27 protein-coding genes and 1 pseudogene are annotated in these 24,174 nt (G+C 70.4%); 17 read left to right on the top strand and 11 right to left on the bottom strand.

What is annotated here, in order from left to right:
- Window position 1: 1 nt before the first annotated feature.
- The gene (locus tag OHT76_RS24075; protein ID WP_328872936.1) at window positions 2–1,687 is read right to left on the bottom strand and encodes a bifunctional 3'-5' exonuclease/DNA polymerase; all 1,686 of its coding nucleotides are present in this window, start codon (window positions 1,685–1,687) and stop codon (window positions 2–4) included.
- Window positions 1,688–1,823: 136 nt separating this feature from the next.
- On the opposite strand from OHT76_RS24075, the gene OHT76_RS24080 reads away from it, so the two are divergent.
- Window positions 1,824–2,927: a DUF2786 domain-containing protein gene (locus tag OHT76_RS24080; protein ID WP_328872937.1), complete on the top strand. Its 1,104-nt coding sequence runs from the start codon at window positions 1,824–1,826 to the stop codon at window positions 2,925–2,927.
- Between the two features lie 7 nt (window positions 2,928–2,934).
- Here OHT76_RS24080 and OHT76_RS24085 read toward each other — a convergent pair whose 3' ends face one another.
- The 4 genes from OHT76_RS24085 to rpmB all read right to left on the bottom strand — a co-directional run bounded on the left by OHT76_RS24085 (window position 2,935) and on the right by rpmB (window position 4,672).
- Window positions 2,935–3,447 (bottom strand): DUF4232 domain-containing protein, encoded by a 513-nt coding sequence (locus OHT76_RS24085; RefSeq protein WP_328872938.1) that lies wholly within the window; start codon window positions 3,445–3,447, stop codon window positions 2,935–2,937.
- A 90-nt stretch (window positions 3,448–3,537) separates the two neighbouring features.
- Window positions 3,538–4,035, bottom strand: coding sequence for a hypothetical protein (locus tag OHT76_RS24090; RefSeq protein WP_328872939.1), 498 nt, complete (start codon window positions 4,033–4,035; stop codon window positions 3,538–3,540).
- A gap of 95 nt (window positions 4,036–4,130) precedes the next feature.
- Window positions 4,131–4,436, bottom strand: a complete 306-nt coding sequence (rpsN, locus tag OHT76_RS24095) for a 30S ribosomal protein S14 (protein WP_328872940.1) — start codon at window positions 4,434–4,436, stop codon at window positions 4,131–4,133.
- Window positions 4,436–4,672, bottom strand: a complete 237-nt coding sequence (gene rpmB, locus OHT76_RS24100) for a 50S ribosomal protein L28 (RefSeq protein WP_328872941.1) — start codon at window positions 4,670–4,672, stop codon at window positions 4,436–4,438. Before rpmB ends, rpsN begins: the two co-directional genes overlap by 1 nt.
- Window positions 4,673–4,734: 62 nt before the next feature.
- Here rpmB and rpmG point away from each other — a divergent pair, with 62 nt between their 5' ends.
- The 6 genes from rpmG to OHT76_RS24130 all read left to right on the top strand — a co-directional run bounded on the left by rpmG (window position 4,735) and on the right by OHT76_RS24130 (window position 7,432).
- The gene (rpmG, locus tag OHT76_RS24105) at window positions 4,735–4,899 is read left to right on the top strand and encodes a 50S ribosomal protein L33 (protein WP_046260352.1); all 165 of its coding nucleotides are present in this window, start codon (window positions 4,735–4,737) and stop codon (window positions 4,897–4,899) included.
- 4 nt (window positions 4,900–4,903) lie between these two features.
- A complete protein-coding gene (locus OHT76_RS24110) occupies window positions 4,904–5,152 on the top strand; it encodes a type B 50S ribosomal protein L31 (RefSeq protein WP_328872942.1) in 249 nt (82 codons plus the stop codon).
- Window positions 5,152–6,276, top strand: a complete 1,125-nt coding sequence (locus OHT76_RS24115; RefSeq protein ID WP_328872943.1) for a CobW family GTP-binding protein — start codon at window positions 5,152–5,154, stop codon at window positions 6,274–6,276. Before OHT76_RS24110 ends, OHT76_RS24115 begins: the two co-directional genes overlap by 1 nt.
- A 7-nt stretch (window positions 6,277–6,283) precedes the next feature.
- A complete protein-coding gene (gene rpsR, locus OHT76_RS24120) occupies window positions 6,284–6,517 on the top strand; it encodes a 30S ribosomal protein S18 (RefSeq protein ID WP_328872944.1) in 234 nt (77 codons plus the stop codon).
- Between the two features lie 141 nt (window positions 6,518–6,658).
- Window positions 6,659–6,838, top strand: coding sequence for a hypothetical protein (locus tag OHT76_RS24125; RefSeq protein WP_328872945.1), 180 nt, complete (start codon window positions 6,659–6,661; stop codon window positions 6,836–6,838).
- A 375-nt stretch (window positions 6,839–7,213) separates the two neighbouring features.
- Window positions 7,214–7,432, top strand: a complete 219-nt coding sequence (locus OHT76_RS24130; protein ID WP_229859471.1) for a DUF397 domain-containing protein — start codon at window positions 7,214–7,216, stop codon at window positions 7,430–7,432.
- 121 nt (window positions 7,433–7,553) lie between these two features.
- On the opposite strand, the gene OHT76_RS24135 is transcribed toward OHT76_RS24130, so the two are convergent.
- The gene (locus tag OHT76_RS24135) at window positions 7,554–8,069 is read right to left on the bottom strand and encodes an ATP-binding protein (RefSeq protein WP_328872946.1); all 516 of its coding nucleotides are present in this window, start codon (window positions 8,067–8,069) and stop codon (window positions 7,554–7,556) included.
- A 332-nt stretch (window positions 8,070–8,401) separates the two neighbouring features.
- Here OHT76_RS24135 and OHT76_RS24140 point away from each other — a divergent pair, with 332 nt between their 5' ends.
- From OHT76_RS24140 to OHT76_RS24170, 7 genes are all read left to right on the top strand, one after another.
- Entirely contained in the window at window positions 8,402–9,226 is an 825-nt protein-coding gene (locus OHT76_RS24140) for a helix-turn-helix domain-containing protein (protein WP_328876608.1), read from the top strand.
- 93 nt (window positions 9,227–9,319) lie between these two features.
- Window positions 9,320–10,780, top strand: a complete 1,461-nt coding sequence (locus OHT76_RS24145) for an aldehyde dehydrogenase family protein (protein ID WP_328872947.1) — start codon at window positions 9,320–9,322, stop codon at window positions 10,778–10,780.
- A gap of 125 nt (window positions 10,781–10,905) precedes the next feature.
- A complete protein-coding gene (locus OHT76_RS24150) occupies window positions 10,906–11,436 on the top strand; it encodes a DinB family protein (protein ID WP_328872948.1) in 531 nt (176 codons plus the stop codon).
- A 24-nt stretch (window positions 11,437–11,460) separates the two neighbouring features.
- Complete coding sequence (locus tag OHT76_RS24155; RefSeq protein WP_328872949.1) at window positions 11,461–12,102, top strand: PadR family transcriptional regulator; 642 nt, start codon at window positions 11,461–11,463, stop codon at window positions 12,100–12,102.
- An 88-nt stretch (window positions 12,103–12,190) separates the two neighbouring features.
- Window positions 12,191–13,189: an ATP-binding cassette domain-containing protein gene (locus tag OHT76_RS24160; RefSeq protein WP_328872950.1), complete on the top strand. Its 999-nt coding sequence runs from the start codon at window positions 12,191–12,193 to the stop codon at window positions 13,187–13,189.
- On the top strand, window positions 13,186–13,947 hold the full coding sequence (locus OHT76_RS24165) for an ABC transporter permease (RefSeq protein WP_328872951.1): 762 nt from the start codon (window positions 13,186–13,188) through the stop codon (window positions 13,945–13,947). Before OHT76_RS24160 ends, OHT76_RS24165 begins: the two co-directional genes overlap by 4 nt.
- Window positions 13,948–14,042: 95 nt before the next feature.
- Complete coding sequence (locus tag OHT76_RS24170; RefSeq protein WP_328872952.1) at window positions 14,043–15,230, top strand: WD40/YVTN/BNR-like repeat-containing protein; 1,188 nt, start codon at window positions 14,043–14,045, stop codon at window positions 15,228–15,230.
- On the opposite strand, the pseudogene OHT76_RS24175 reads toward OHT76_RS24170, so the two are convergent.
- Window positions 15,224–16,617 (bottom strand): annotated as a pseudogene (locus tag OHT76_RS24175) (glutamate decarboxylase). The gene OHT76_RS24170 and the pseudogene OHT76_RS24175 overlap by 7 nt on opposite strands.
- Before the next feature lie 26 nt (window positions 16,618–16,643).
- Complete coding sequence (locus OHT76_RS24180; protein ID WP_328872953.1) at window positions 16,644–17,918, bottom strand: ion channel protein; 1,275 nt, start codon at window positions 17,916–17,918, stop codon at window positions 16,644–16,646.
- 112 nt (window positions 17,919–18,030) lie between these two features.
- On the opposite strand from OHT76_RS24180, the gene OHT76_RS24185 reads away from it, so the two are divergent.
- Entirely contained in the window at window positions 18,031–18,801 is a 771-nt protein-coding gene (locus tag OHT76_RS24185) for a MerR family transcriptional regulator (protein WP_328872954.1), read from the top strand.
- A 23-nt stretch (window positions 18,802–18,824) separates the two neighbouring features.
- Here the strand turns inward: OHT76_RS24185 and OHT76_RS24190 are convergent, their stop codons facing one another.
- The gene (locus tag OHT76_RS24190; protein WP_328872955.1) at window positions 18,825–19,190 is read right to left on the bottom strand and encodes a YbjQ family protein; all 366 of its coding nucleotides are present in this window, start codon (window positions 19,188–19,190) and stop codon (window positions 18,825–18,827) included.
- A 150-nt stretch (window positions 19,191–19,340) separates the two neighbouring features.
- Here OHT76_RS24190 and OHT76_RS24195 point away from each other — a divergent pair, with 150 nt between their 5' ends.
- The gene (locus OHT76_RS24195) at window positions 19,341–20,192 is read left to right on the top strand and encodes a DedA family protein (protein ID WP_328872956.1); all 852 of its coding nucleotides are present in this window, start codon (window positions 19,341–19,343) and stop codon (window positions 20,190–20,192) included.
- Between the two features lie 22 nt (window positions 20,193–20,214).
- Here the strand turns inward: OHT76_RS24195 and OHT76_RS24200 are convergent, their stop codons facing one another.
- Together OHT76_RS24200 and OHT76_RS24205 are read right to left on the bottom strand one after the other, a co-directional pair.
- Window positions 20,215–21,882: a threonine/serine ThrE exporter family protein gene (locus tag OHT76_RS24200; RefSeq protein ID WP_328872957.1), complete on the bottom strand. Its 1,668-nt coding sequence runs from the start codon at window positions 21,880–21,882 to the stop codon at window positions 20,215–20,217.
- A gap of 105 nt (window positions 21,883–21,987) precedes the next feature.
- Window positions 21,988–22,479 (bottom strand): inorganic diphosphatase, encoded by a 492-nt coding sequence (locus tag OHT76_RS24205; RefSeq protein ID WP_030599677.1) that lies wholly within the window; start codon window positions 22,477–22,479, stop codon window positions 21,988–21,990.
- A gap of 79 nt (window positions 22,480–22,558) precedes the next feature.
- Here OHT76_RS24205 and dacB point away from each other — a divergent pair, with 79 nt between their 5' ends.
- Entirely contained in the window at window positions 22,559–24,136 is a 1,578-nt protein-coding gene (dacB, locus tag OHT76_RS24210) for a D-alanyl-D-alanine carboxypeptidase/D-alanyl-D-alanine endopeptidase (RefSeq protein WP_328872958.1), read from the top strand.
- Window positions 24,137–24,174 lie beyond the last annotated feature (38 nt).

Consider the following 24,174-nt stretch of genomic DNA (forward strand, 5'->3'; position numbering starts at 1 on the left):
TTCACTTCGCGTCCGCATAGCACTCCACCACCGCCGTGGTGAACGGAAACCGCACCGGCGTCTGCCCGAACGTCAGCCGCCCCGCCAGCTCCGCCGCCTCCCGGATCGCCGCGACGACCGCCTCCGTCTCCTCCTCGGGGCAGTGCACGATGACCTCGTCGTGCTGGAAGAAGACCAGCTCGGCCGCCATGTCCGCACAGGCCTGACGCAACGCGGCGAGCAGCAGCAGCGCCCAGTCGGCGGCGCTGCCCTGGACGACGAAGTTACGGGCGAAGCGCCCACGCGCGCGTGCGTCGGTGGAGGCGTACCCCGGGATCCACTGCCGGCCTTCGTCGGAGTCATCCGTGACGGGGATGCCCGCCTCCTCCGCCGCGTCCTCGCCCGCTCCGGCAGCGGGCGGGCAGGTGCGGCCCAGCCAGGTGCGCACCAGCCGCCCCTCCTCGCCGGCCCGCGCCGCGTCGTCGACGTAGGCCACCGCGAGCGGGAAGCGGCGGCGGAGCGCGGCGAGGTTCTTCAGGCCGTCGCCGGAGGTCTGGCCGTAGACCGCGCCGAGCACCGCGAGCTTGGCCTGGGCGCGGTCGCCGGAGAAGGCCCGGTCGGAGACCGACTGGTACAGGTCGCTCTCCCGGCCCGCCACCTCCATCAGACCGGGGTCGCGCGAGATGGCGGCCAGGACGCGCGGCTCCATCTGGTCGGCGTCGGCGACGACGAGCCGCCAGCCGGGGTCGGCGACGACCGCCCGCCGGATCACCTTGGGGATCTGCAGCCCGCCCCCGCCATTGGTCACCCACCGTCCGGTGACGGTGCCGCCCGCGAGGAACTCCGGCCGGAACCGCCCCTCGCGCACCCAGTCCTGGAGCCAGGACCAGCCGTGGGCCACCCAGATCCGGTAGAGCTTCTTGTACTCGATCAGCGGCGCCACGGCCGGGTGGTCGAGGGACTCGATCTCCCAGCGCCGGGTCGAGCGGATCTTGATACCGGCCTGCGCGAAGGCCTTGACGACATCGGCGGGCAGATCGGGCCGGACCCGGCGCCCGAAGGCGGCGGACACCTCGTCGGCCAGTTCGGCCAGGCGTCGGGGCTCGCCGCCGCCCGCGTACCGCTCGCCGAGCAGTTCGTGCAGCACCCGGCGGTGGACGTCGGCGCTCCACGGCAGCCCGGCGCGGTTCATCTCGGCGGCGACCAGCATCCCCGCCGACTCGGCGGCCGTCAGCAGCCGCATCCGCTCCGGGTGCGCGGCCTTCTCGTGCCGCCGCTGCTGCTCGGCGTAGACCTCCAGCAGGTCGGCCAGCGGCACATGGACGGCCCGCGGCTCGAACAGCGAGGACTGCGCGCCCGGTTCGGCCGACCGCTGGGGCGGGTCGGGCGGTACGGGGCCGCCGCGCAGCCGCCCCAGGGCGGCCGCCGCAGAACGGGGTTCGCCGTACCGCCCCTCATGGCCGAGCAGGAGGGTCTCGGTGTCCTCGATGTCGTAGCACCGCTCCACTCGCACCCCCGTGGCGAGCAGGCGCGGGTAGACCTCGGCGGTGGAACGCCAGACCCAGCGCGCGACCTCCGGCCTGCCGCGCACCGCAGCGGCGAGATCCGGCTCCCGCACGACCGGCCCGGCGGGCAGCCCGTCCGGGCCGAGGGGGGCGAGCTCCACGCCACCGTCCTCGGCCGGTGCGAGAGCCCACCGGTCGGTCATGCTCGTGAGTGTGGCAGGAGGGTCTGACAACGGCCCCCGGCTACTTCGGCGAGCGCCGTGCCCCGAGCTCCCACGCGCGCGGGCGACCGAATTCCGGGGAGTGAGACGGACCGGGGGCCCATGACACCATCCTCCCGTGACCAGCACGCCCCGCACCGTCGACCTCGCCTTCCGGGCCGCCCTCCACACCGACTCCGACACCGCCCTGGACACCGGCGCCTCCCTCCTCGCCGCCGACACCGGCGCGGACGCCGAACTGGAGCGCCGGGGCTGGGAGTTCGTCGCGGCGGCCTGGCGGCGCGGCTGGCAGCCCGCCGATGTCGTACGGATCGTCCGGCGCGACCTGGACGACGTACATGTGCGCCTGCTGGCGACCCTGATCCACGCGCAGGCGCCGGACGACATTCCGCGCGGCCCCCGCTGGCGCGCGCAGCTCGACGAGCTGGACGCGACGCCCACGCGCGCGGGCGACCGCTTCTCGCACGCGACCACCGTCCTGGAGCTGTACCGCGTGCTGCTGCGTCTGCCGCCCCTCGAACCCCTCGACGATCCGCAGCAGTCCCGCAGGCCCGAGTCCCGCATGCTGACCCGGATCCGTGCGCTGCTCGCGAAGGCCGAGGCGACGGGCTTCCCGGAGGAGGCGGAGGCGCTGACCGCCAAGGCGCAGGAGCTGATGGCCCGGCACAGCGTGGACGAGGCCCTGCTGTCGGCCCAGGCACCCGCGCCCGACACCCCCGGAGCCTGCCGGATCGGCGTCGAGCCGCCGTACGAGCAGGCCAAGGCGGTGCTGCTGGACGCGGTGGCCGCCGCGAACCACTGCCGCGCGGTGTGGAACGAAGCCGTCGGCTTCTCCACCGTCGTCGGCTTCGAGGCCGATCTGGAGGTGGTCGAGCTGCTCTACACCTCGCTCCTCGTCCAGGCGCAGACCGCGATGGCCAAGGCGGAGGCGGCCCAGCGCGCCGGCGGACGCAAGCGGACCAAGACCTTCCGGCAGTCCTTCCTCGCCGCCTACGCCCACCGCATCGGCACCCGCCTCGCGCGGGTCGCCGAGACCCAGGTGAGCGACGACCTGCTGCCCGTCCTGGCCTCCCGGGAGGTCGCGGTCACCGCCCGGCTCGATCACATGTTCCCGGAGACCACCACGACCCGGCTGCGGGGCGTGAGCGACGCGGCGGGCTGGACCCAGGGCGCCGAGGCGGCCGACCGGGCTCAGATGAAGGCCCGCCGCCCGCTGGACTGAGCCCGGCTCAGTCGCCCTGCTGGAACCCGCTCACCGAGGCGTCCGGCTCCTCGCCCTTCAGCGCGACTTCTCCGTACGACCATTGGAAACTCCGCGTCGCCTCATCGCCCGGCAGACCGAACTCGGCCGTCTTCACCGCGAGGCCGCTGCCCGCCTCCCCGCGCACATAGGTGACGGTGAAGGACACCGTCCCGCCCTTCGCAAGCGTCCGCTTCTGCTTCGTCGCCGCCGCGTCGGGGGCCACCTCCGCCGAGGTGCCGTCCGCCTTCAGGGTCACGGAGGGCAGGCCCTCCAGCGTGCACTCGGCGCCGCTGTTGGTGAGCGTGACGGGCACATTGCCGGTGTCCCCGGCGGCCGGGGCGGCGTTGGCCGGACCGACCTGCACCTCCAGGTCACCGATCGCGCAGGCGGCCGTAGCGCCCTCGCTCTGCTTCTCCTCCCCGCCGCCGTCACTGTCATCGCAGGAGGTCAGCAGCAGTGCCGCGGCGAGGGCGGCGAGGGGGAGGGCGGTGGCGCGCATGTGGGGTCCTCTGGGGCGGGTGTGACGGGTCGAGTGCCTGGATCATCCCGCATACGGATGTGAGCCATCAGCCCTGTGGGCCCTGTGGAGCTAAGACCCGAGACCGGCCGTCGGCAGCCCGGTCGGCAGCGTCGCGCCCTCGGCCTTCCGGTACGTCTCGCCGCCGAGGCCGCCCTCCCAGATGATCTTGAGGGTGTCCTCGTCGACGGAGTAGACGGTCCCGGTCGCCCGGTCCTTGCTGCCGTCGGAGCACTTCAGTCGGATCGTGTCGCCCGCGCTGCCGCTGCACACGGTCCCGCCGGTCGCGAAAAGACCCGCCTGGCTGCCGGTGACGACCAGCGCCACGGCCTTGCCGTCGGTCGTGGCGAGCCAGCTGCCCTCCAACTCCCCGGCGGGGGACGCCGTACCGCCGCCGCCCCCGCCCGTGTCGGCGGACTCGGCGGCGGACGGCGTGGCGCTCGCGCTGGGCGAGCCGTCGTCCGAGGAGTCGTCGTCACTGCACCCGCTCAGCACGAGCGCACCGGCAAGACCCGCGGCCGCGATCCGCATCCGCCTGCGCGCCACGCGCGCGTACGTCGCCGAAGTCACTGCAAGCCCCCAGGGTGAGCCGGTCAAGGACGCCAAGTCCGCAGCAAGCTACCAGCACGTAACCACGACGAGAACGACGACCGTCACAAGGACGGCTACCAGGACGACTTGCGGACCCCCGGCAGGAACCCCGCGTGCGCCTGCTCCCGCAGCGTCACCCGGGACAGCCCGAACGCCCGGAAGTACCCGCGCGGACGCCCGTCCACCTGGTCCCGGTTACGCACGCGCGTGTGGCTCGCGTCGCGCGGCTGGCGGCGCAACTCGCGCTGAGCGGCGAGCCGTTCGTCCTCCGTCGAGGACGGCCTGCGGATGATTTCCTTCAGCTCGGCCCGCCTCTTGGCGTACCGCGCGACGATCTCCTGCCGCTGCTCGTTCTTCGCGATCTTGCTCTTCTTGGCCATCAGACACGCACCCCCCGCGCGCGGATGCGCGCCACAGCCGCTTCGACGCCGATCGCGTCGACGGTCTTGATCCCCTTCGCGCTCAGCTTCAGCCGCACATGGCGGCCCTCGCTGGGCAGCCAGTAGCGCTTGCTCTGGATGTTGGGGTCGAAGCGGCGGGAGGTCCGCCGGTGGGAGAAGGAGATGTTGTTGCCGAAGCCGGGCCGGGCGCCGGTCAGCATGCAGTGGGCGGACACAGGTGACGCACCTCTCTCGAACGCGATGTGTAAATGGAATTCATTTTCAGTAAGATACCAGCATGGCTCGCAACGAACTCCGTCCGGTCATCAAGCTCCGGTCCACGGCCGGGACCGGCTTCACCTACGTGACCCGCAAGAACCGCCGCAACGACCCGGACCGTATGACCCTGCGCAAGTACGACCCGGTCGCCCGCCGCCATGTCGACTTCCGAGAGGAGCGCTGAGGTCATGCGCAAGGGAATCCACCCGGACTACGGCCCCGTCGTCTTCCGTGACCGCGCCGCGAACTACGCCTTCCTCACCCGCTCGACGATGACGAGCGAGAAGGCGATCGAGTGGGAGGACGGCCACACCTACCCGGTCGTGGACGTCGAGATCTCGAACGTCAGCCACCCGTTCTACACCGGCACCGCGCGCGTGCTGGACACCGCCGGACGCGTGGAGCGCTTCGAGCGCCGGTACGGAAAGCAGGGCTGATGCTCCCCGTCGTGATCGTCGGCGGACTGCACGCCGACGCCCGTAAGGCCGCCGTGGACCGGCTGCTCGCCGAGGTGCCCGGCAGCGTCGTACTCCACCACGACCTCGCCACGGCCACGGCGGGCACCGTCGTACGGACGATCCGCGACGCGGGCGGCATCCGGGATGCCGGCGAGGCACCGCTCGTCAACGACTGCGCCTGCTGCGCCCTGCGCGAGGACCTGGTGCCGGAGCTGGACCGGCTCCGGGACGCCGGCGACACCCGGCTCGCGGTCGTCGAGCTGTGGGACTCGGTCGAGCCCAAGGCCATGGCCGAGGTCGTCACCTCCGGCGGCCACACCGTCACCGGCGTGGTCACCGCCGTCGACCCGGCGCTGCTGCTGCCCTACCTCGGCAACGGCGACGACCTGGCCGAGCGGGGCCTGGCCGCCGCCACCACCGACCAGCGCACCGTCGCCGACACCTTCGCGCGCCAGCTGGAGTACGCCCCCGTCCTCGCCCTCGTCGAGTCCGCCGACGCCGACGACGAGGACCGCGAACTGCTAGCGCAGCTGCATCCGACGGCCCGCCAGGTCCTGATCGGCCACGGTGACCTGGCGGGCGCCGTACGCGCCGGCTTCGACGTGGAGGCGGCCGCGGCCGCCCAGCACCCCGCGTGCGCGCTGCTGCCCGCCGAGGCGGACGCCCACGGGGTCTCCACGCTGGTCTGGCACCGGCGCCGCCCCTTCCACCCGGAGCGCCTCTACGAGGCCCTGGAGGACATCACCTGCGCCGCCGCCCGCAGCCGGGGCCGGTTCTGGCTCGCCGACAAGCCGGACACCTTGCTGCACTGGGACGCGGCGGGCGGTGCCCTGTGCGTGGAGAGCGTGGGCCCCTGGCTCGCCTCCCTCCCCGACGCCGCCTGGGAGATGGTCCCGCCGGTGCGCCGGGCCGCCGCCGCAATGGACTGGCACCCCGAGCACGGCGACTGCTGCCAGCACCTCGTCTTCACCTCGCCCGGCCTGGACCGGGACGGCCTCGAACAGCTGCTGGAGTCCTGCCTGCTGACCGACGCCGAGTACGCCGCGGGGCGCGCCGCCTGGAAGCGGCTGCCGCCCGCCTTCGACACCCTCCTGGAGGTCTGACCCCACCATGCCCCGCAAGATCGAACGCAAGCCCGCCAAGAACCGCCCCAACCGGCTCGACCGGGCCGGCATCGAGTACATCGACTACAAGGACACCGACCTGCTGCGGAAGTTCATCTCCGACCGCGGCAAGATCCGCAGCCGCCGCGTGACCCGCATCTCCGCACAACAGCAGCGCCGGCTGGCCAAGGCCATCAAGAACGCCCGGGAGATGGCCCTGCTGCCGTACGCGACCCGCTGACGGCCGACACCGCACCTACCGCCTGCCACCGGCTCCGTTCACCGGCGTACGGGACCACCCCCATCCGTACGAGCCGTTCTGGCGCAGGCGTCCGACGCGGCTCGGCGAACTGCCCGGCCGTATGCCCGACAAAGACCCGACATGGGCACCGCACCCGAGAGCGACCCCAGGGTCGTGCGTGTCGACCACCGCACGACCCCGATGTCGCATCCACGCATCGACTTCCGTGGCGTCGTCGAGGTCGCGGCCCTCTCCTACGTCGTCCCAGCGGATGCCGAGCGTCCGCTGGGACGACGTCATTCCGGACACTCCGCTGATTGAACGGTCACCTATGCGGGGGAACAGGAAGCGCGTTCCACGCGTCTCTTCCTAGGACACGAGCGATTCGATCCGGACGATCCGGCTCGGTCGATGGCACGGAAGATCATGGACGGGGGGACGGCGTTCGCATGTTCTGCGGGCTCTGGGGGAGACGCTGGAACGGCTTCGCTGAAGCGCACGTCACAGCTGTCAGCACAGCGACAGCAGCTGTAACCGCAGGAACACCCCGCGTGCACGTGCATCTGCCCGTGCATCCTCCCATGCATCTGCACATGAACAGGGTTATGATCCGGGTCAGTTGACCAATGCATCAATGGCCTCACCAGCCAGTGCACCACCGGGGAGCGACCTGTGGACCACGACGTGTACAACGGCATGGCCGCCACGCAGCTCAGCGGTGTGGCCTGGCAGAAGAGCCGGCACAGCAACTCGCAGGGCTCCTGCGTGGAGTTCGCCCGATTGCCCGGCGGGGAGGTCGCCGTGCGCAACTCGCGTTTCCCGGACGGTCCGGCGCTCGTCTACACACGCGCCGAGATCGAGGCGATGCTCCTGGGCATCAAGGACGGCGAGTTCGACCACTTGATAGCGGGCTGACGCCTCACCGGGCAACTCAGGGAACTTTTCCGGCAATCAGTGCTCATCGGATGTCTGTGAGCGCACTGTGAACGTACTGTGACGCGCGTAGAACCGCGGCGCCGCGAAGCGCCGCGGCTCATCAGTCGGCGACGCTCGGTTGCGGCTTGTGCGGCAGCCGGAACAGCGCCCAGACCACCTTGCCGTTGAGCGTGCCGGCCATCGGGTGCCAGCCCCAGCTGTCGGCGAAGGAGTCCACCAGGAACAGCCCGCGGCCGGACTCCGCCGAGAAGTCGTCCGAGTCGCGTGCGACGGGGCTGTCGTGACTGGGGTCGCGCACCGCGCACACCAACCGCTCGGTCCAGCGCATCAGATGCAGCCGTACCGGAGGCACCTGGTCGGGCACGCGCGCGTGGTTGCCCGGAAGGGCGTGCCGGAGTGCGTTGGTGACGAGTTCGGACACCACCAGACAGACATCGTCGAAGCGTTCGCCTATGTCCCACTGGTCGAGCGTTCTGCGGGTGAACTGCCGGGCCTCGCGCACCGCTTCGTAGCGGGCGGGCAGTGCGCAGGAGGCTGCGTTGGACACGGCCGCGGGATCAAGCGGCGGAAGGCCCTGCCGTAACGGCTCGAGCATGGTCGATCCATTCGTCCCCATGCGAGGCACTCCCGGGTATTCGCGGTCGTTGCGATGCAGCGGTTGCGCGGGACCATGGTTTCGGATGCGTACAGCAGATGCAAGGGCAGATGCACGTGCACGTGACCGAATTGGACCCTCCCGTACCGCTTGTTGGCCATTTTTTCCGCCATCTTCTCGCTCCCCGCTTGCCTTCCTCTTCCCCCTTCCTGAAGGAAATCTTTGGCTTCTTTCCGTCTCTGTAATCAGGCGAGTACAGCTCGGAGTGTTTTAGTGGCAGACTTCGGGCCCTGAAGAGGTTGGGGAGGCTGGCGAACGTGAGCGCGGGAGAGCCCGGATCGGTGGTGCGGCGGATGCTGCTCGGCTCGCAACTCAGGCGACTGCGTGAAGCGCGCGGGATCACGCGTGAGGCCGCGGGGTACTCGATTCGCGCGTCCGAGTCGAAGATCAGCCGGATGGAGTTGGGCCGGGTGAGCTTCAAGACCAGGGACGTGGAAGACCTGTTGACGCTGTACGGCATCAACGACGAGGCCGAGCGCACCTCGCTGCTCTCCCTCGCCAAGGAGGCCAACGTCGCGGGCTGGTGGCACAGTTACTCCGACGTGCTGCCCAGCTGGTTCCCCACCTACGTCGGCCTGGAGGGCGCCGCAGCGCTGATCCGGGCGTACGAGGTGCAGTTCGTGCACGGCCTGCTGCAGACCGAGGCCTACGCCCGCGCGGTCGTCCGGCGCGGTATGAAGGGCGCGAGCGCGGCCGACGTCGAGCGGCGGGTGGCGCTGCGTCTCGAGCGGCAGAAGTACCTCCTCGACGACGGCGCCCCCGAGTTCCACATCGTCCTCGACGAGGCCGCCCTGCGCCGTCCGTACGGCGACCGCGAGGTGATGCGCGGTCAGCTCCAGCATCTGATCGAGATCTCCGAACGCCCCAATGTGCGGCTGCAGATCATGCCGTTCAGCTTCGGCGGTCACTCCGGCGAGTCCGGCGCCTTCACCATCCTCAGCTTCCCGGAGTCCGACCTGTCGGACGTCGTCTATCTGGAGCAGCTGACCAGTGCGCTGTACCTGGACAAGCACGAGGACGTCGCCCAGTACGAGAAGGCGCTCAAGGAGCTCCAGCAGGACAGTCCGGGCCCGCACGAGAGCCGGGACCTTCTCCGGGGACTCCTTCAACTGTCTTGAAACACAAGTACGATGACGTGTGATCAGACCGTGGAGACGATCAGAAGCTGATCAGGTGTCCGCACGGATGCCCGCTAGGGATTGAGGGATCACATGTCGTCCTACTTCACCGACCTGGCCCAGCAGTACATCGACGGCGAGTGGCGCCCGGGCACCGGCTCCTGGGACATCATCGACTTCAACCCGTACGACGGTGAGAAGCTCGCCTCGGTCACCATAGCCACGGTCGACGAGGTGGATCAGGCCTATCAGGCCGCCGCCCGCGCCCAGAAGGAGTGGGCCGCGACGAACGCGTACGCGCGTCGCGGTGTCTTCGAGAAGGCCCTGCGTCTGATCGAGGACCGTGAGGCCGAGATCAGCGAGATGATCATCGCCGAGCTCGGCGGTACGCGCCTGAAGGCGGCCTTCGAACTCCACCTCGCCAAGGAGTTCCTGCGCGAGGCGGTCCATCTGGCGCTGCGCCCCGAGGGCCGGATCATCCCCTCGCCGGTGGACGGCAAGGAGAACCGCGTCTACCGCGTCCCGGTCGGCGTCGTCGGTGTGATCAGCCCCTTCAACTTCCCCTTCCTGCTGTCACTGAAGTCGGTCGCCCCGGCCCTCGCGCTCGGCAACGCCGTAGTGCTCAAGCCGCACCAGAACACCCCGATCGTGGGCGGCACCCTGGTCGCGAAGCTCTTCGAGGACGCGGGCCTGCCCGGCGGTCTGCTCAATGTCGTGGTCACCGACATAGCGGAGATAGGCGACGCCTTCATCGAGCACCCGGTCCCGAAGGTCATCTCCTTCACCGGCTCCGACAAGGTCGGCCGCCATGTCGCCACCGTCTGTGCCTCCCACTTCAAGCGCTCGGTCCTCGAACTCGGCGGCAACAGCGCGCTGGTGGTCCTCGACGACGCCGACCTCGACTACGCCGTCGACGCCGCGGTCTTCAGCCGCTACGTCCACCAGGGCCAGGTCTGCATGGCCGCCAACCGCGTCCTGGTCGACCGTACGATCGCCGACGAGTTCACCGAGAAGTTCGTCGCCAAGGTGAAGACGCTCAAGGCGGGCGACCCGCGCGACCCGGAGACCGTCATCGGCCCGGTCATCAACTCCTCGCAGGCGGACGCCCTCGCGGGCGTCGTCGAGCAGGCCGTCGCCGAGGGCGCGACCGCGCTGGTTCGGGGTGCGACCACCGACAACCTGGTCGAGCCGTCCGTACTGACCGGTGTGCCGGCCGACTCCCCGCTGCTTCAGCAGGAGGTCTTCGGGCCGGTCGTCTTCCTCGTCCCGTTCGACGGCGAGGAGGAGGCCGTACGCCTCGTCAACGACACTCCCTACGGCCTGAGCGGCGCCGTTCACACCGGTGACATCGAGCGGGGCGTGGCCTTCGCCAAGCGGATCGACACGGGCATGTTCCATGTGAACGACGGCACCGTCCACGACGAGCCGATCGTCCCCTTCGGCGGCGAGAAGCACTCCGGCCTCGGCCGCCTGAACGGCGAGACGATGCTGGACGCGTTCACCACGCTGAAGTGGATCTCGGTGCAGCACGGGCGCAGCGGGTTCCCGTTCTAGAACTTTCGCGCCAAATCTTTCGCGAGGGCGGGCCATTGAGGACAGAAACTGACCTCAATGGCCCGTAGCTTCGTCGGTGTCAGGCAAGGAACCCTCCGAGCCACTCCGACGAAAGGCGGCCGACCATGGTCACTCACGTTCCCGCAGAGGCGCACGGCGACGAGCGCGGCGCGCTGCTCAACTTCCTGGCCGAGCAGCGCGGCGGCATCCGCCGGGCGGTGCTCGCGCTGACGGACGAGCAGGCCTCCTCCAAGCCCAGCGCCAGCGAGCTCTCCCTGGCCGGCCTGGTCAAGCATGTGGCCGAGGTCGAGCAGTACTGGATCTCGCTGGCCAAGGGCGAGCCGCCCGCCGTCAAGCGGGACCAGTCGAACTGGCACGAGTGCTTCGTGCTGGTCGACGGGGAGACGGTCGCCTCGCAGCTCGACTACTGGGAGAAGGTCGCCGCCGAGACCGAGGCCTTCATCCGCTCGGCGCCGAACCTCGACGACACCTTCGCGCTGCCCGACATGCCCTGGTTCCCGCCGGAGGGGCGGGTGTCCCTGCGCTGGCTGGTCCTGCACCTGATCCGCGAGACCGCCCGGCACGCCGGTCACGCCGACATCATCCGGGAGTCGCTGGACGGAAAGACGGCGTTCGAGCTGGTGGACCTCGCCTAAGCCTGAGGCCATAACCTGGACCGCATGTCAGCGATCCGTCTCCTGGTGCTCGGCGCGGTCCGCCAGCACGGGCGGGCCCACGGCTACCAGGTGCGCAACGACCTGGAGTACTGGGGCGCGCACGAGTGGTCCAACGCCAAGCCCGGCTCGATCTACCACGCCCTGAAGCAGATGGCGAAACAGGGACTGCTCCTCGCGCACGAGATCGCGCCGTCCACGGCAGGGGGCCCGCCCCGCACCGAGTACGAGATCACGGAGCGGGGCATCGAGGAGTACCTGCGTCTGGTCCGCGAGGCGCTGACCTCCTACGACCAGAAGATGGACATGAAGTCGGCGGCCATCGGATTCATGGTCGACCTGCCGCGCGGCGAGACGACGGCCCTGCTGAAGGAGCGGATCCGGCGGATCGAGGAGTGGCGCGGATCCGTCACCGAGCACTACGTCCCCGAGGACGGCCCCGAACGGCTCGGTCATATCGGCGAGATCATGAACCTCTGGATCCACACGGCCGACGCCGAGGCCCAGTGGACCAGAGGCCTGATCGAGCGGATCGAGGGCGGCGCGTACACGTTCGCGGGGGAGGGCGAGCCGTTCGTCGGCGTCCTCGCCGAGGATCAGGAGAATCCGTACGCCACGGGTGAGACGCATTCTGGGGATGCGCGCTAATCAAGTTTGACGACTATCGGTCGGGGTATTAGCCTCGTGGTTGTAGTCAAGTTTGACTACCGAGTCCGACCAGCGAAGGAGAGGGTCCGTGGCCGACACGGCGATCACCGTCGAAGGCGCACACAAGAAGTACGGCGAGAAGAAGGCACTGGACGGGCTCGACCTCAGGGTCGCGCGGGGCACGGTGCACGGGGTCCTCGGTCCGAACGGCGCGGGCAAGACCACCTTGGTCCGCATCCTCTCCACCCTCCTGCGACCCGACGGCGGCCGGATCGAGGTGGCCGGGCACGACGTGGTGACCGAGGCCCGCGCGGTCCGCTTCCGCATCGGCCTGCTCGGCCAGCACGCGGCGCTCGACGAGGAACTCGGCGGGAGGCAGAACCTGGAGCTGTTCGGCCGCCTGTACCACCTGGGCGCCCGCCACGCGCGCGTGCGTGCCGACGAACTCCTGGAGCGCTTCGGTCTCGCCGACACCGGCCGCAAGGCGGTACGGCAGTACAGCGGCGGTATGCGGCGCCGCCTGGACCTCGCCGCGTCGCTGATCACCGACCCGGAGGTGCTCTTCCTGGACGAACCCACGACCGGTCTCGACCCCCGCGGCCGCGCCGAGGTGTGGAGCGCGGTCCGCTCCCTGGTCGGCGGCGGTACGACGGTCCTGCTCACCACGCAGTACCTGGAGGAGGCCGACCAGCTCGCCGACCGGATCTCGGTCGTCGACGCCGGGCGCGTCATCGCCGACGGCACGGCCGACGAACTGAAGGCCGCGATCGGGGGTGACCGCATCGATGTGGTGCTGCGCGACGCGGGCCAACTGGGCGCGGCGGTAGCCCTGTTGCCGGTTCCCGCGTCCGGCGTATCGGTCGACGTCGACCGCCGGCTGCTGAGCGCCCCGGTCACCGACCGGATGGCGGCGCTCTCCGGAGTCGTACGGGCTCTTCAGGAGGCCGGGATCGAGGCGGAGGACATCGCTCTGCGCCGCCCGACCCTGGACGAAGTGTTCCTGCACCTCACCGGCGACGACCGAGCCGGCGACGACCGAGCCGACGACGACCGATCCGGCGACCACCGGGTGAAGGAGGCCGTATGACCACCTACGCACTGACCGACTCCTGGACCATGACCCGCCGCGAACTCGCCCACTGGGCACGGCAACCGGTCCAATTGGCCGTCGGACTGGCCTTCCCGGTGATGCTGCTGCTGATGTTCGGCTATCTGATCGGCGGCGGCCGGGAGGTCGGCGGCGCGTACCTGGACTACCTCGTGCCCGGCATGCTCGCGCTCACCATGGCCTTCGGCCTGGAGGGCACGATGCTCGCCGTCACCCCGGACCTCAACAAAGGGGTGATCGACCGCTTCCGCTCGATGCCGATGGCCAACGGCGCGGTCCTGGTGGGCCGTTCGGCCGCCGACGTGATCCAATCGGCGCTCGCGCTGACGCTGATGATCGCGATCGGGTACGCGCTGGGCTGGCGCGCGCAGGGCGGCCCGGGGGCCTTCCTCGGCGCGGTCGGGCTGCTGCTGCTCTTCCGGTTCGCGATGCTGTGGATCGGCATCCATCTGGCGCTGGTCGCCGGGAAGCCGGAGATGCTGCAGGCCGTGCAGATCCTGGTCTGGCCGATCGGGTTCCTGTCCAACGCCATCGCGGACCCCGACTCGATGCCGGGCTGGCTGGGGACGGTGGTCGAGTGGAACCCCATGTCCCATACGGCGACGGCGGTACGGGATCTGTTCGGCGGGCCGGGCGGCGAGGCGGGGCATGTGTGGCCTGCGGTGGGGTGGTCGCTGGGGCTGCTCGCGGTGTTCTTTCCGCTGGCGGTGCGGCGGTTCGGGGCGCTCAGCAAGTAGCGCCGGAAAGTTCGGTGAGGAGTGGAACCCGAGTCCGGTCTGCGGTGTATCAGAAGTAGCAATCGGCTGCTGATCACCGCAGATCGGGGGATTCCATGAGGTTTCACGGGTCGAGGGCGCTGCTGCTCGGGGCGGTGCTGCTTCTGCTGCCGGCCGCGTGCGGCACAGGGTCGACGGGCGGGCGCGCGGGAAGCTCTGCCGCGCCGTCCGCCACCACAGTGGCTGGAGTACCGCCGCCGCGCATACCGTCCGCTGTCGACCTCCCCGGCTGGTCCCACAGCCTCGGCTTCGCCGCCGACGGCTCCGGCTTCGCGCTGCTCGCGCAGTGCACCGGCGTGCGGTGCGAGCAGCATGTGGCCGTCCTCGACAAGGGCGCCCGGCGCTGGCGCCTGGGCACATCACCGCTGCCGGACGTCACCGGCGACCGGGGCATCACCGCCGGTCTCACCGTCCTCGGGCCGGGCCGCGCCGTCATCATCGACCAGAGCGAGGACTGGCGGCGGCCCGCGCCGACCTGGTTCACCGGGGACAACGGCCTTACCTGGAAGCGGGGTTCGACCGAGCCGAAGGGCCGCACGGCCACCGTCCCCGAGGGCGCCCTCATGACCGGGGAGTGTCTGGAGCTGGAGTCCGACCTCAGCTACTGCACCCGCAACCGGCTGCTCGTCGTCCTGCCCGACACCGGCGAACATCGCGTCCTGGAGCGGCAACCACCCCTGAAGGGCATCCTCGCCCCGTCCGGTGACGTATCCCGTGACGCGCTCTTCGTCTCCGGCTGGGACGACTCCGGCCGTCCGGCCCTGGCCAAGAGCGAGGACCGCGGCCGCACTTGGGAGGTGACCCGCCTGACCGAGCCCGGGAAGGACAGCTGGGGCTTCCGCGTGGTCGCCGGAGGCGGCCGCCTGTACGCCGCCCAGCCGGGCCAGCTCATGGACGAGGAGGTGAAGAACGGCCTGCACGCGATCCACACCAGCACCGACGGCGGCAGCACCTGGACCCGCGTCTGGTCCTACCGCAAGGGCGTCGAGCCCCTGTCGATCCTCGGCGACCTCGTCGTGGCCACCGACGGCAGCGTCACGGTGTACGGCGAGACCGGCATCTGGCGCAGCACCGACGGCGCCCGAACCTTCCGCTCGGCCGGCGGCGCCCGCGCCCCGGCGGGCTCGACGACCCACACCCCGCTCGGCTGGCTGTGGAACGACAGCTACGGCAACGGGGAGTACCGCATATCGGCGGACGGGGCGCGGTGGCACGACTTCACCCTGGGAGGGTCCGCTCAGTGATGGAAGGCGGTGGCCTGCCCGGCGTCGCGCCCCAAGGGGCGTGGCTGGCGCCGGAGTTCCGGCAGCAGGCGTTGCAGATCGTCCATGAGCAGCGCCGCGAGGTCCGTCGAGAAGCCGTTGCGGCACACCACCCGCAGCACGGACAGGTCCTCCCGGTTCGGCGGGAAGGTGTACGCGGGCACCAGCCAGCCGTGCTCACGCAGCCTGCGGGAGACGTCGAAGACGTCGTACGCCTTCACGTCGGGCGCCGTGGTGAAGCGAAGACGGGCAACTGGTCGCCCCGGGTGAGCAGTTCGAAGTCACCGAGGGACTCGATCTGCCCGGCGAGACGGCTCGCGACATCCCGGGAGGCCTGCTGCACGGCCCGGTAGCCCTCGCGGCCCAGCCTGAGGAAGGTGTAGTACTGCGCGACGACCTGGGCGCCGGGCCGGGAGAAGTTCAGCGCGAAGGTCGGCATGTCCCCGCCCAGGTAGTTCACGCGGAACACGAGTTCCTCGGGCAGCGCCGCCTTGTCGCGCCACAGCGCCCAGCCGACACCCGGGTAGACCAGCCCGTACTTGTGCCCGGAGGTGTTGATCGACGCCACGCGCGGGAGACGGAAGTCCCACACCAGGTCCTCGTCGAGGAAGGGCGCGACCATGGCCCCGGAGGCGCCGTCCACATGGACCGGGATGTCGAGTCCGGTGCGTTCCTGGAGGGCGTCCAGGGCGGCGCACAGGTCGGCGATGGGTTCGTAGGACCCGTCGAAGGTGGAGCCGAGGATGCCCACGACCCCGATGGTGTTCTCGTCGCACAGCTCGGCCGCCGCCTGGGGGTCGAGGTGATACCGGCCGCCCTCCATGGGGACCAGTCGGGCCTCCACCTCCCAGAAGGTGCAGAACTTGTCCCAGCAGACCTGCACATTGACGCCCATGACCAGATTGGGGCGACCGCCCGTGTTCCGCTTGCTCCACCGGCGCTTGAGCGCCATCCCGGCGAGCATGCACGCCTCGCTGGAGCCGGTCGTCGAACAGCCCACGGCGGCCGCCGGATCGGGGGCGTTCCACAGATCGGCGAGCATCGCCACACAGCGCCGCTCCAGCTCGGCGGTGCGTGGGTACTCGTCCTTGTCGATCATGTTCTTGTCCCGGCACTCCGCCATCAGCACCCCGGCCTGCGGCTCCATCCAGGTGGTGACGAAGGTGGCCAGATTCAGCCGGGCGTTGCCGTCCAGCATCAGTTCGTCGTGGACGAGCTGGTAGGCGGTCATCGGCGGCACCGGGCTGTCCGGGAGCCGGTGCTGGGGTGGGGCCTCGGTCATGCCGCCGACCGGATTGGCCTGCCCGTGGAAGGGGTTGACGGACACGGGGCGGTCGTCGAGCCGGGCGGGTCCTTTGTGCAGTGCCATCGAAGTCTCCTAGCGGATCGGGGGGTTCAGCGGACCGGGGTGCCGTCTGCGCGCAGCTGCATCTGGGGGCGGCCGGTCACCAGCAGCCAGGCGGGCAGGGACGCGATGCACAGCAGCGCGATGACGTCGGGGGAGGACACGAGGATCGCGGCGACGAACAGGCTCACCCAGCCCTGCCGGGTGACGGCGAGCAGCACTCCGAGGACGGCCGCCGCGACCCCGACCGCCGGATGCACCTCCGGCACCAGGGCGTGGGCACACAGACCGAGGGCCGTCCCGACGAACACGGCCGGGAAGATCCGCCCGCCGCGGAAGCCGCAGCAGGCGGCGACGAGCAGCGCGGCCAGTTTCACCACCGCCATCCCCGCGAACTCGCCCGCCGACCAGCCCTCGGGATCGGCCGCCAGCTCCCCGACCTCCTCCAGCCCCTTGAAGAGCGTCAGATGGCCTCCCAGGGCCCCCAACAGCCCCAGAACGAGCCCGCCCAGCGGAAGCATCAGCATCGGGTGCCGCAGCCGGGCGAAGGCGGCGTGGACGTACGGGAAGGCGTACACGGCGGCCATGGCGAGCAGCGCGCCCGCCGAGGCGATCACCAGCGCTGCCAGGAGATCGCCCCAGCCGGGGCGCCCGAAGGCCGGCAGATCGAGGTCGAAGGTGGGATGTGCCAGCAGCGTGGTGGTGATCGCCCCGGCGGCGGCCGCGATGAGCGGCGCGAAGACGTTGTCCCACAGCGCCCCCTTCACCTGCCGCCCGGCCAACGCCTCCGAGATCACCAGCGCCGCCGCCACCGGCGTACCGAACAGCGCGCCGATCGTCGCGGCCTCCGCCAGCACCGTCCACAACCCGCCCGGCGCCCGGGGCAGGAACCGGTGCCCGAGCCAGAAGGCGAGGCTCACATTGACGGCGATGATCGGGTTCTCCGGGCCCAGGCTCGGCCCGCCCGCGAGCATCAGAGCGGTCGCCACCAGCAGCCCCGGCAGGACGACAGGCGGCAGTACGGGCGCGTCCAGACCCGTGGTGGCCGGATCGGGCCCCGCGTGCCCGGGCGCCTTCCACACCACCAGACCGACGGCCACCCCGGTCGCGGTCAGCATGACCAGCATCCACAGCACGGAGTAGCGGCCCACGCCCAGCGCGTCGGGCAGGTCCTGCCAGAGCACGTCCTGGAAGGCCTCGGCCGCCTCGCTCACCCCGAGGAAGAGCAGGGCGGCACCCACGCCCACCACCAGGGCGGGGAGGATCAGCGGCAGCAGGGCGCGCGCCGGAGCGGCGGGCGCCTGCGGCGCGGTGTCCTGGGGCACGGGGGCCACGATAAGCGGGCAAACCGGTCAATACGGCCGTATTGAAAGGGCTTGCACCTCACGTGGCGTGAGGATTCACCGTGGAGTGCGTACCGAGAAGGGAGCGGACGAAGTGAGCTACTCCGTGGGACAGGTCGCGGGCTTCGCCGGAGTGACGGTGCGCACGCTGCACCACTACGACGACATAGGCCTGCTCGTCCCCAGCGAGCGCAGCCACGCGGGCCACCGGCGCTACAGCGACGGCGACCTCGACCGGCTGCAGCAGATCCTGTTCTACCGGGAGCTCGGCTTCCCGCTCGACGAGGTCGCCGCCCTGCTCGACGATCAGGCCGCCGGAAAAGCAGACCCGCGCGCGCATCTGCGCCGCCAGCACGAGCTGCTGACCGCCCGGATCGAGAAGCTGCAGAAGATGGCGGAGGCCGTGGAGCAGGCCATGGAGGCACGCAAGATGGGCATCAACCTCACCCCCGAAGAGCGCTTCGAGGTCTTCGGCGACAACGACCCCGAGCAGTACGCCGAAGAGGCGGAGGCACGCTGGGGCAACACGGAGGCGTATGCCGAGTCACAGCGCCGCGCGGCGAACTACACCAAGGACGACTGGAAGCGCATGCAGGCCGAGGGGGCCGAGTGGGGCGAGCGCTACAAGGCCCTGATGACCGCAGGTGAGCGGCCGGCCGGCGAGGTGGCCATGGACATGGCCGAGGAGCACCGCCGGTACCTCGGCAATTGGTTCTACGACTGCCCGTACGAGATGCACCAGTGCCTGGGGGACATGTACGTCGCCGACGAACGCTTCACGGCGTTCTACGACGCCATGCACCCGGGCATGGCGGAACACCTGCGGGACGCGATCAAGGCGAACGCCGCCCGCCACACGGCGTGATCCCCCGGTCCGGGGAGTGCCCCCTACTCCCGGACCAGGACCACGGCCGTGCCGTACGCACACACCTCGGTGCCCACGTCCGCGGCATCGGTCACATCGAACCGGAAGGCCAGTACGCCATTGGCCCCACGCGCGCGTGCCTGCTCCACCAGGCGCTCCATGGCCTGGTTGCGGGTCTGCACGAGCGTCTTGGTGAGCCCCTTGAGCTCACCGCCGACCATCGACTTCAGCCCCGCTCCGATCTGACTGCCCAGATGCCGGGAGCGCACCGTCAACCCGAAGACCTCACCGATGACCTCCTGGACCCGGTGGCCGGGTACGTCGTTCGTGGTGACCACCAGGACGTCGGGCTGAGGGCCCTGTCCGCCGCCGTACTCATCGATACCCATGGTTCACAGCTTGGTCCGGGCAGCCGCAAAGGGCATCCTGTGTGCGCCCATGGAACCTGGGCCTCCAGCGGTGCGTTGGTACTGGTGCCGCGTTGGTACTTTTGAGCAACCAGGCCCCACCCGACCCCACCCCGCAGGAGCCACGAACCCGTGACCACGCTTGCGCTCGGCCCCGAGTGGCTCGATCCGAACTACCTGATCGAGACCTTCAGCCTCCCCGGCATCCTGCTGATCGTCTTCGCCGAGTCCGGCCTCTTCGCGTTCCTGCCCGGTGACTCGCTGCTGTTCACGGCGGGCCTGTTCGTGGCCGAGGGGAACTACATCACCCAGCCCCTGTGGCTGGTCTGCACCCTGATCGTGCTGGCCGCCGTCATCGGCGACCAGGTCGGCTACATGATCGGCAAGTTCTTCGGCCCGAAGCTCTTCAGCCGTCCCAACTCCAAGATCTTCAAACAGGAGAACCTGGAGAAGGCCCACGAGTTCATGGAGAAGTACGGCCCGAAGGCGATCGTGCTGGCCCGCTTCGTGCCCATCGTGCGCACCTTCGCCCCCATCGTGGCCGGCGCCGGCCGTATGAAGTACCGCACCTTCCTGACGTACAACATCATCGGTGGCATCGCCTGGGGCTCCGGCGTCACCCTCGCCGGCTACTGGCTCGGCCAGATCGACTTCATCAAGACCAACGTCGAGGCGATCCTCATCCTGATCGTCTTCGTCTCGGTCGTCCCGATCCTCATCGAGTACCTGCGCGAGCGTTCGAAGAAGAAGCGAGCGGCGGCCCAGACCCCGGTGGCCCAGCAGCCCCACCAGCAGCACCCTCAGATGATGGACGACGCGACGACCCAGCTCCGCCGCATCGAGCCCACCGACGAGCCCCCGCAGCAGCAGTACTACGGCCAGCAGCAGCCCTACGCCCAGCAGTACCCGCAGGGTTACGGCAACCAGCAGCAGTACGGCGGTCAGCAGAACGACCAGTACCCGTACAACAACCAGGGGTACTGAGACGCCGACAGGGGGCGCGGGCTCAGAACCCCCGAGTCCGCTTCGCGGCCTTGCGCCCCTCCCCGGCCCCACCCGGAATCCGCAGGAACAGCCGCGAGATCTCCGACCCCAGATTCACCCCGATGGCGATGGCCATGGCCAAAGACGCCGCCGTCGCCAACGACACCAACCCCTCGTCCACCTCGTTCTGAGCGATGGACAACAACCCGAAGTACGTGGCCGATCCCGGCAGCAGGGGCCCGATCGCCGCGGTCGTGTACGGCAGCGCCGAAGCGAACCGGTACCGCGACAGCAACTGCCCGAACAGCCCCACCAGTCCCGCCGCCACGGCCGTAGAGGCAACCGGCGACAGGCCACCCGCGTAGTGCATGGCGCCGTACACCACCCACGCGACCCCGCCGTTCAGCGTCACCGCCAGCACGGTGGATCGTTCCTGCTGCAACAGCACCGCGAAGGTCAGCGACAGCAGCATCGACGCGCCGATCTGCCACAGCGGCCGCTCGGAGATGCTGAGCGCCGCGTCCGGGTTCAGCTCGGCGCCGAGGTTCACGCCGAAGTACAGGATGATCAGCACCCCGACAACGATCCCCACGAAGAAGTACATGACCTCCAGCAGGCGCGCGGCCGCGGTGATGTAGAAGCCGGTCAGACCGTCCTGCACACCCGCCACCAGCGCCCGTCCGGGCAGCAGCGCGAACAGCCCACCGGTGATCACGGCGGACGCCTTCGCGTCCACGTGCGCGAGGTTCAGCGCGACGCCTATCGCGGCGGGCGGCATCGCGGCGACCGTGAACTGGTAGAACTCCGGCAGCCCCCGCCCCGCGCACAGCCACGCCAGCCGGTCCCCGAGCATCGCGCCGATCGCGGCGGCGATGAACACGATCACATCACCACCGACCAGCACCGAGGCTGCACCGGCCAGCAGCCCGCTCGCCGAGGTCAGCACCCAGGTCGGATAGGGATGCCGGTTACGGCGGATCTCCGCGAGCCGCCGGTAGGCGTCCTCAAGGGAGATATGGCTCTCCGGGTCGCTGAGGTCGTCCACCAGCCGGAACACGGCCGCGAGCCGCGTGTAGTCGGTCCCGCGCCGCCGTACCGTCCGCGAAGCCGTCACCGGATCGTCCACCAGCGACGGCTGGTAGGAGATCGACAGCAGCGTGAAGGTGACATTCGGCTCGCAGCGGTCCAGGCCGTACGACCGGCAGACCGCGAACATCGCCGCTTCGACGTCCTCCGCGCCCTCCCCGCCCGCCAGCAGCAGCTCGCCGATTCGCAGGGTCAGGTCGAGCACGCGCGGGACGGCCGGACCCTCCTCCTCGGTCTTGTGGACCCGCTCCGGCGCGGGCCGCTCGGCCACCGGCATGCGCAGCATCGTGCGCATCCGGTCCTGCCAGGGCACGTTCTTGGTGAGGCTGACCACGGGCACCCCGGTCGCCGGAGTGAACGCGGGCGGCGCGTCCTTGGCGTGGTAGGTCCTCGGCAGACTGAACGCCGACCCGTCCGGTTCTGCGGCAGGCCCCGGCGGTGCGTCAAAGCCGTCGGGGACGGCGAACTCGGAGGACGTCTCCGACTCGCTCCCGCCCTTGGGGACGGCGAGCCCTTGGGGAATGGCGAACTCGGATGTGATCTCGGGGTCGAACGTGCCGGTCGCCTCGTCCGACTGCGGCTTGCGGTCCTCCGCGTCCGTCACTTGCGCAGCGCTCCCTGTACGACGCATTCCGTAGGCCTCAGTATGCGCACACGAAAGAAAACGGGCCGCACGCGTACGCGTGCGGCCCGTTAGCGGACTCGGGGCTCAGTGGCCGCCCTGGTCCTTGAAGCGCTTGTAGGACCGCTCGATCTCGGCCTCGGCCTCGGTACGGCCCACCCAGTCGGCACCCTCGACGGACTTGCCGGGCTCCAGGTCCTTGTAGACCTCGAAGAAGTGCTGGATCTCCAGGCGGTCGAACTCCGACACGTGGTGAATGTCGCGCAGGTGCTCCACGCGCGGGTCGTGCGCGGGCACGCACAGCAGCTTGTCGTCGCCGCCGGCCTCGTCCGTCATCCGGAACATGCCGATCGCACGGCACTGGATGAGGCAGCCGGGGAAAGTCGGCTCGTCCAGGATGACCAGGGCGTCCAGCGGGTCGCCGTCCTCGCCGAGGGTGTTCTCGACGAAGCCGTAGTCGGCCGGGTAACTGGTCGAGGTGAAGAGGCGACGGTCCAAGCGGATCCGACCGGTCTCGTGGTCCACCTCGTACTTGTTCCGCGAACCCTTCGGAATCTCGATCGTGACGTCGAACTCCACCGGTGGCTCCTCCATGATCAGCACATAGTTCTGGTGATTAAGTGTCCCTCACGCAGGTGTGTGATCGCGAAAGGGGCTGGTGGTCGTGCCAGAGCTGAGGCCTTGGCGGGCCGCGAGACCGCGTGTGGCGCGGATCGCGGGCGCCGTACGACCGCGTCTGGCACGGGCCGTCACAGCTGCGCGACCGCGTCTGTCGCGGCTCGGCCGAGCCGCCTCGGCGCAGGTCACAAGGCCGAAGACCTGGCAGTACACCGCCGGCGCCGCCACCGCAGGCCTTGCACTGGCCGTCGGTGTGGTGACCGCCGCCGGTCCCTGGGACTCCTCCGGTCAGCGTACGGCCGAGCGGGACCGGGCAGCCGCCCAGGGGGGCACGGGTGGCGCAGATCACGGTCGTAATTCCGCTACGACGGCCAAGGCGCCCCATCCCGCCCCCAGCGCCGGGTCCGTCCTCGGCGGTCTCGGTGGCTCGGCCGGCCGGGTGAAGTCGGTGCCGGGCGCAAAGGCGCTGGCCGGCGTCCTGGACCCGCTCCTGGATGTCCCCGCGCTCGGCGCTCGCCGTTCCGCTGTCGTCGTGGACATCACCACGGGCAAGCGCCTGTACGGCGTCGGCGCCGACACCGCGCTCACCCCGGCCTCCACCACGAAGATCGCCACGGCGGCCGCGGCCCTGTCGGCCCTCGGCCCCGACCACCGCCTCACCACCCGCACTGCCCTGGAACCCGACACCAAGGAACTCGTCCTGGTCGGCGGCGGCGACCCCACGCTCACCGCCCGCAAGGACGCCGAGGGCAACGCGAGCCTGCGCACCCTCGCCGAGGACACCACCGCCGCCCTGAAAAAGGACGGCGTGCGCGAGGTGACGCTGTCGTACGACGTCACGCTCTACGCGGGCGACGAGGTCCACCCGATCGGGGTCAACGACAACCTCGCCAAGGTCAGCGCCCTCATGGCCGACGAGGCCCGCACCGACGACTCCACCAGCGGCCCCGCCCCGCGCGTGGGCGACCCGGCGGCGGAAGCGGCCCGCACCTTCGCGGACCTGCTCGCCGACCACGGCATCAAGACCACCTCTCCGGGCCCGTCCAAGGCGACCGGCCGCGCGGAGAGCCTCGCCGAGGTCTCCTCGCCGCCGCTCTCGGCCCTCGTCGAACGCATGCTCACCAACAGCGACAACGACCTCGCCGAGGCCCTCGCCCGGCAGACCGCCATCGCCACCGGCGAACGCCCCGACTTCGACGGCGCGGGCCGCGCGATCCGCGCCGAACTCAAGAAGCTCGGACTCCCCGTCACCGGCGCCGACTTCAAGGACGGCAGCGGCCTGAACCGCGACGACCGGCTCACGGCGGACACGTTGACGGCACTGCTGGCGGCGGCGGGCGACCCGGCCCACCCCGAACTCCGCCCGATCCTCACGGGCCTGCCCGTGGCGGGCTTCACCGGCACCCTCACCAGCCGCTACACGGACGGCGCGGCCGGCATCGTACGAGCGAAGACAGGCACCCTGACCGGTGTGAACGCCCTGGCAGGGACGGTCGTGGACCAGGACGGGCACCTGCTGGCCTTCGCGTTCCTGGCCACGGACACCACGGACCCGGGAGCGGCCCAGTCGGCCCTGGACGCGGCAGCGACGGCACTCTCGGCCTGCGGATGCGACTGATCCGGCCCGAACACGCCCCCGCCGCAGCCGACCCCGAC

Origin of the sequence: Streptomyces sp. NBC_00287 (assembly GCF_036173105.1) — a bacterium.
Lineage (GTDB): Bacteria > Actinomycetota > Actinomycetes > Streptomycetales > Streptomycetaceae > Streptomyces.

Coding starts and splice junctions, on each gene's coding strand:
- rpmG (WP_046260352.1), top strand. CDS start 4,735: ATGGCTCGCAACGAACTCCGTCCGGTCATCAAGCTCCGGTCCACGGCC.
- OHT76_RS24165 (WP_328872951.1), top strand. CDS start 13,186: ATGACCACCTACGCACTGACCGACTCCTGGACCATGACCCGCCGCGAA.
- OHT76_RS24125 (WP_328872945.1), top strand. CDS start 6,659: ATGGGCACCGCACCCGAGAGCGACCCCAGGGTCGTGCGTGTCGACCAC.
- OHT76_RS24085 (WP_328872938.1), bottom strand. CDS start 3,447: ATGCGCGCCACCGCCCTCCCCCTCGCCGCCCTCGCCGCGGCACTGCTG.
- OHT76_RS24145 (WP_328872947.1), top strand. CDS start 9,320: ATGTCGTCCTACTTCACCGACCTGGCCCAGCAGTACATCGACGGCGAG.
- rpsN (WP_328872940.1), bottom strand. CDS start 4,436: ATGGCCAAGAAGAGCAAGATCGCGAAGAACGAGCAGCGGCAGGAGATC.
- OHT76_RS24130 (WP_229859471.1), top strand. CDS start 7,214: ATGGCCGCCACGCAGCTCAGCGGTGTGGCCTGGCAGAAGAGCCGGCAC.
- OHT76_RS24115 (WP_328872943.1), top strand. CDS start 5,152: ATGCTCCCCGTCGTGATCGTCGGCGGACTGCACGCCGACGCCCGTAAG.
- OHT76_RS24190 (WP_328872955.1), bottom strand. CDS start 19,190: ATGGGTATCGATGAGTACGGCGGCGGACAGGGCCCTCAGCCCGACGTC.
- OHT76_RS24155 (WP_328872949.1), top strand. CDS start 11,461: ATGTCAGCGATCCGTCTCCTGGTGCTCGGCGCGGTCCGCCAGCACGGG.
- rpsR (WP_328872944.1), top strand. CDS start 6,284: ATGCCCCGCAAGATCGAACGCAAGCCCGCCAAGAACCGCCCCAACCGG.
- OHT76_RS24075 (WP_328872936.1), bottom strand. CDS start 1,687: ATGACCGACCGGTGGGCTCTCGCACCGGCCGAGGACGGTGGCGTGGAG.
- OHT76_RS24170 (WP_328872952.1), top strand. CDS start 14,043: ATGAGGTTTCACGGGTCGAGGGCGCTGCTGCTCGGGGCGGTGCTGCTT.
- OHT76_RS24150 (WP_328872948.1), top strand. CDS start 10,906: ATGGTCACTCACGTTCCCGCAGAGGCGCACGGCGACGAGCGCGGCGCG.
- OHT76_RS24135 (WP_328872946.1), bottom strand. CDS start 8,069: ATGGGGACGAATGGATCGACCATGCTCGAGCCGTTACGGCAGGGCCTT.
- OHT76_RS24140 (WP_328876608.1), top strand. CDS start 8,402: ATGCTGCTCGGCTCGCAACTCAGGCGACTGCGTGAAGCGCGCGGGATC.
- OHT76_RS24110 (WP_328872942.1), top strand. CDS start 4,904: ATGCGCAAGGGAATCCACCCGGACTACGGCCCCGTCGTCTTCCGTGAC.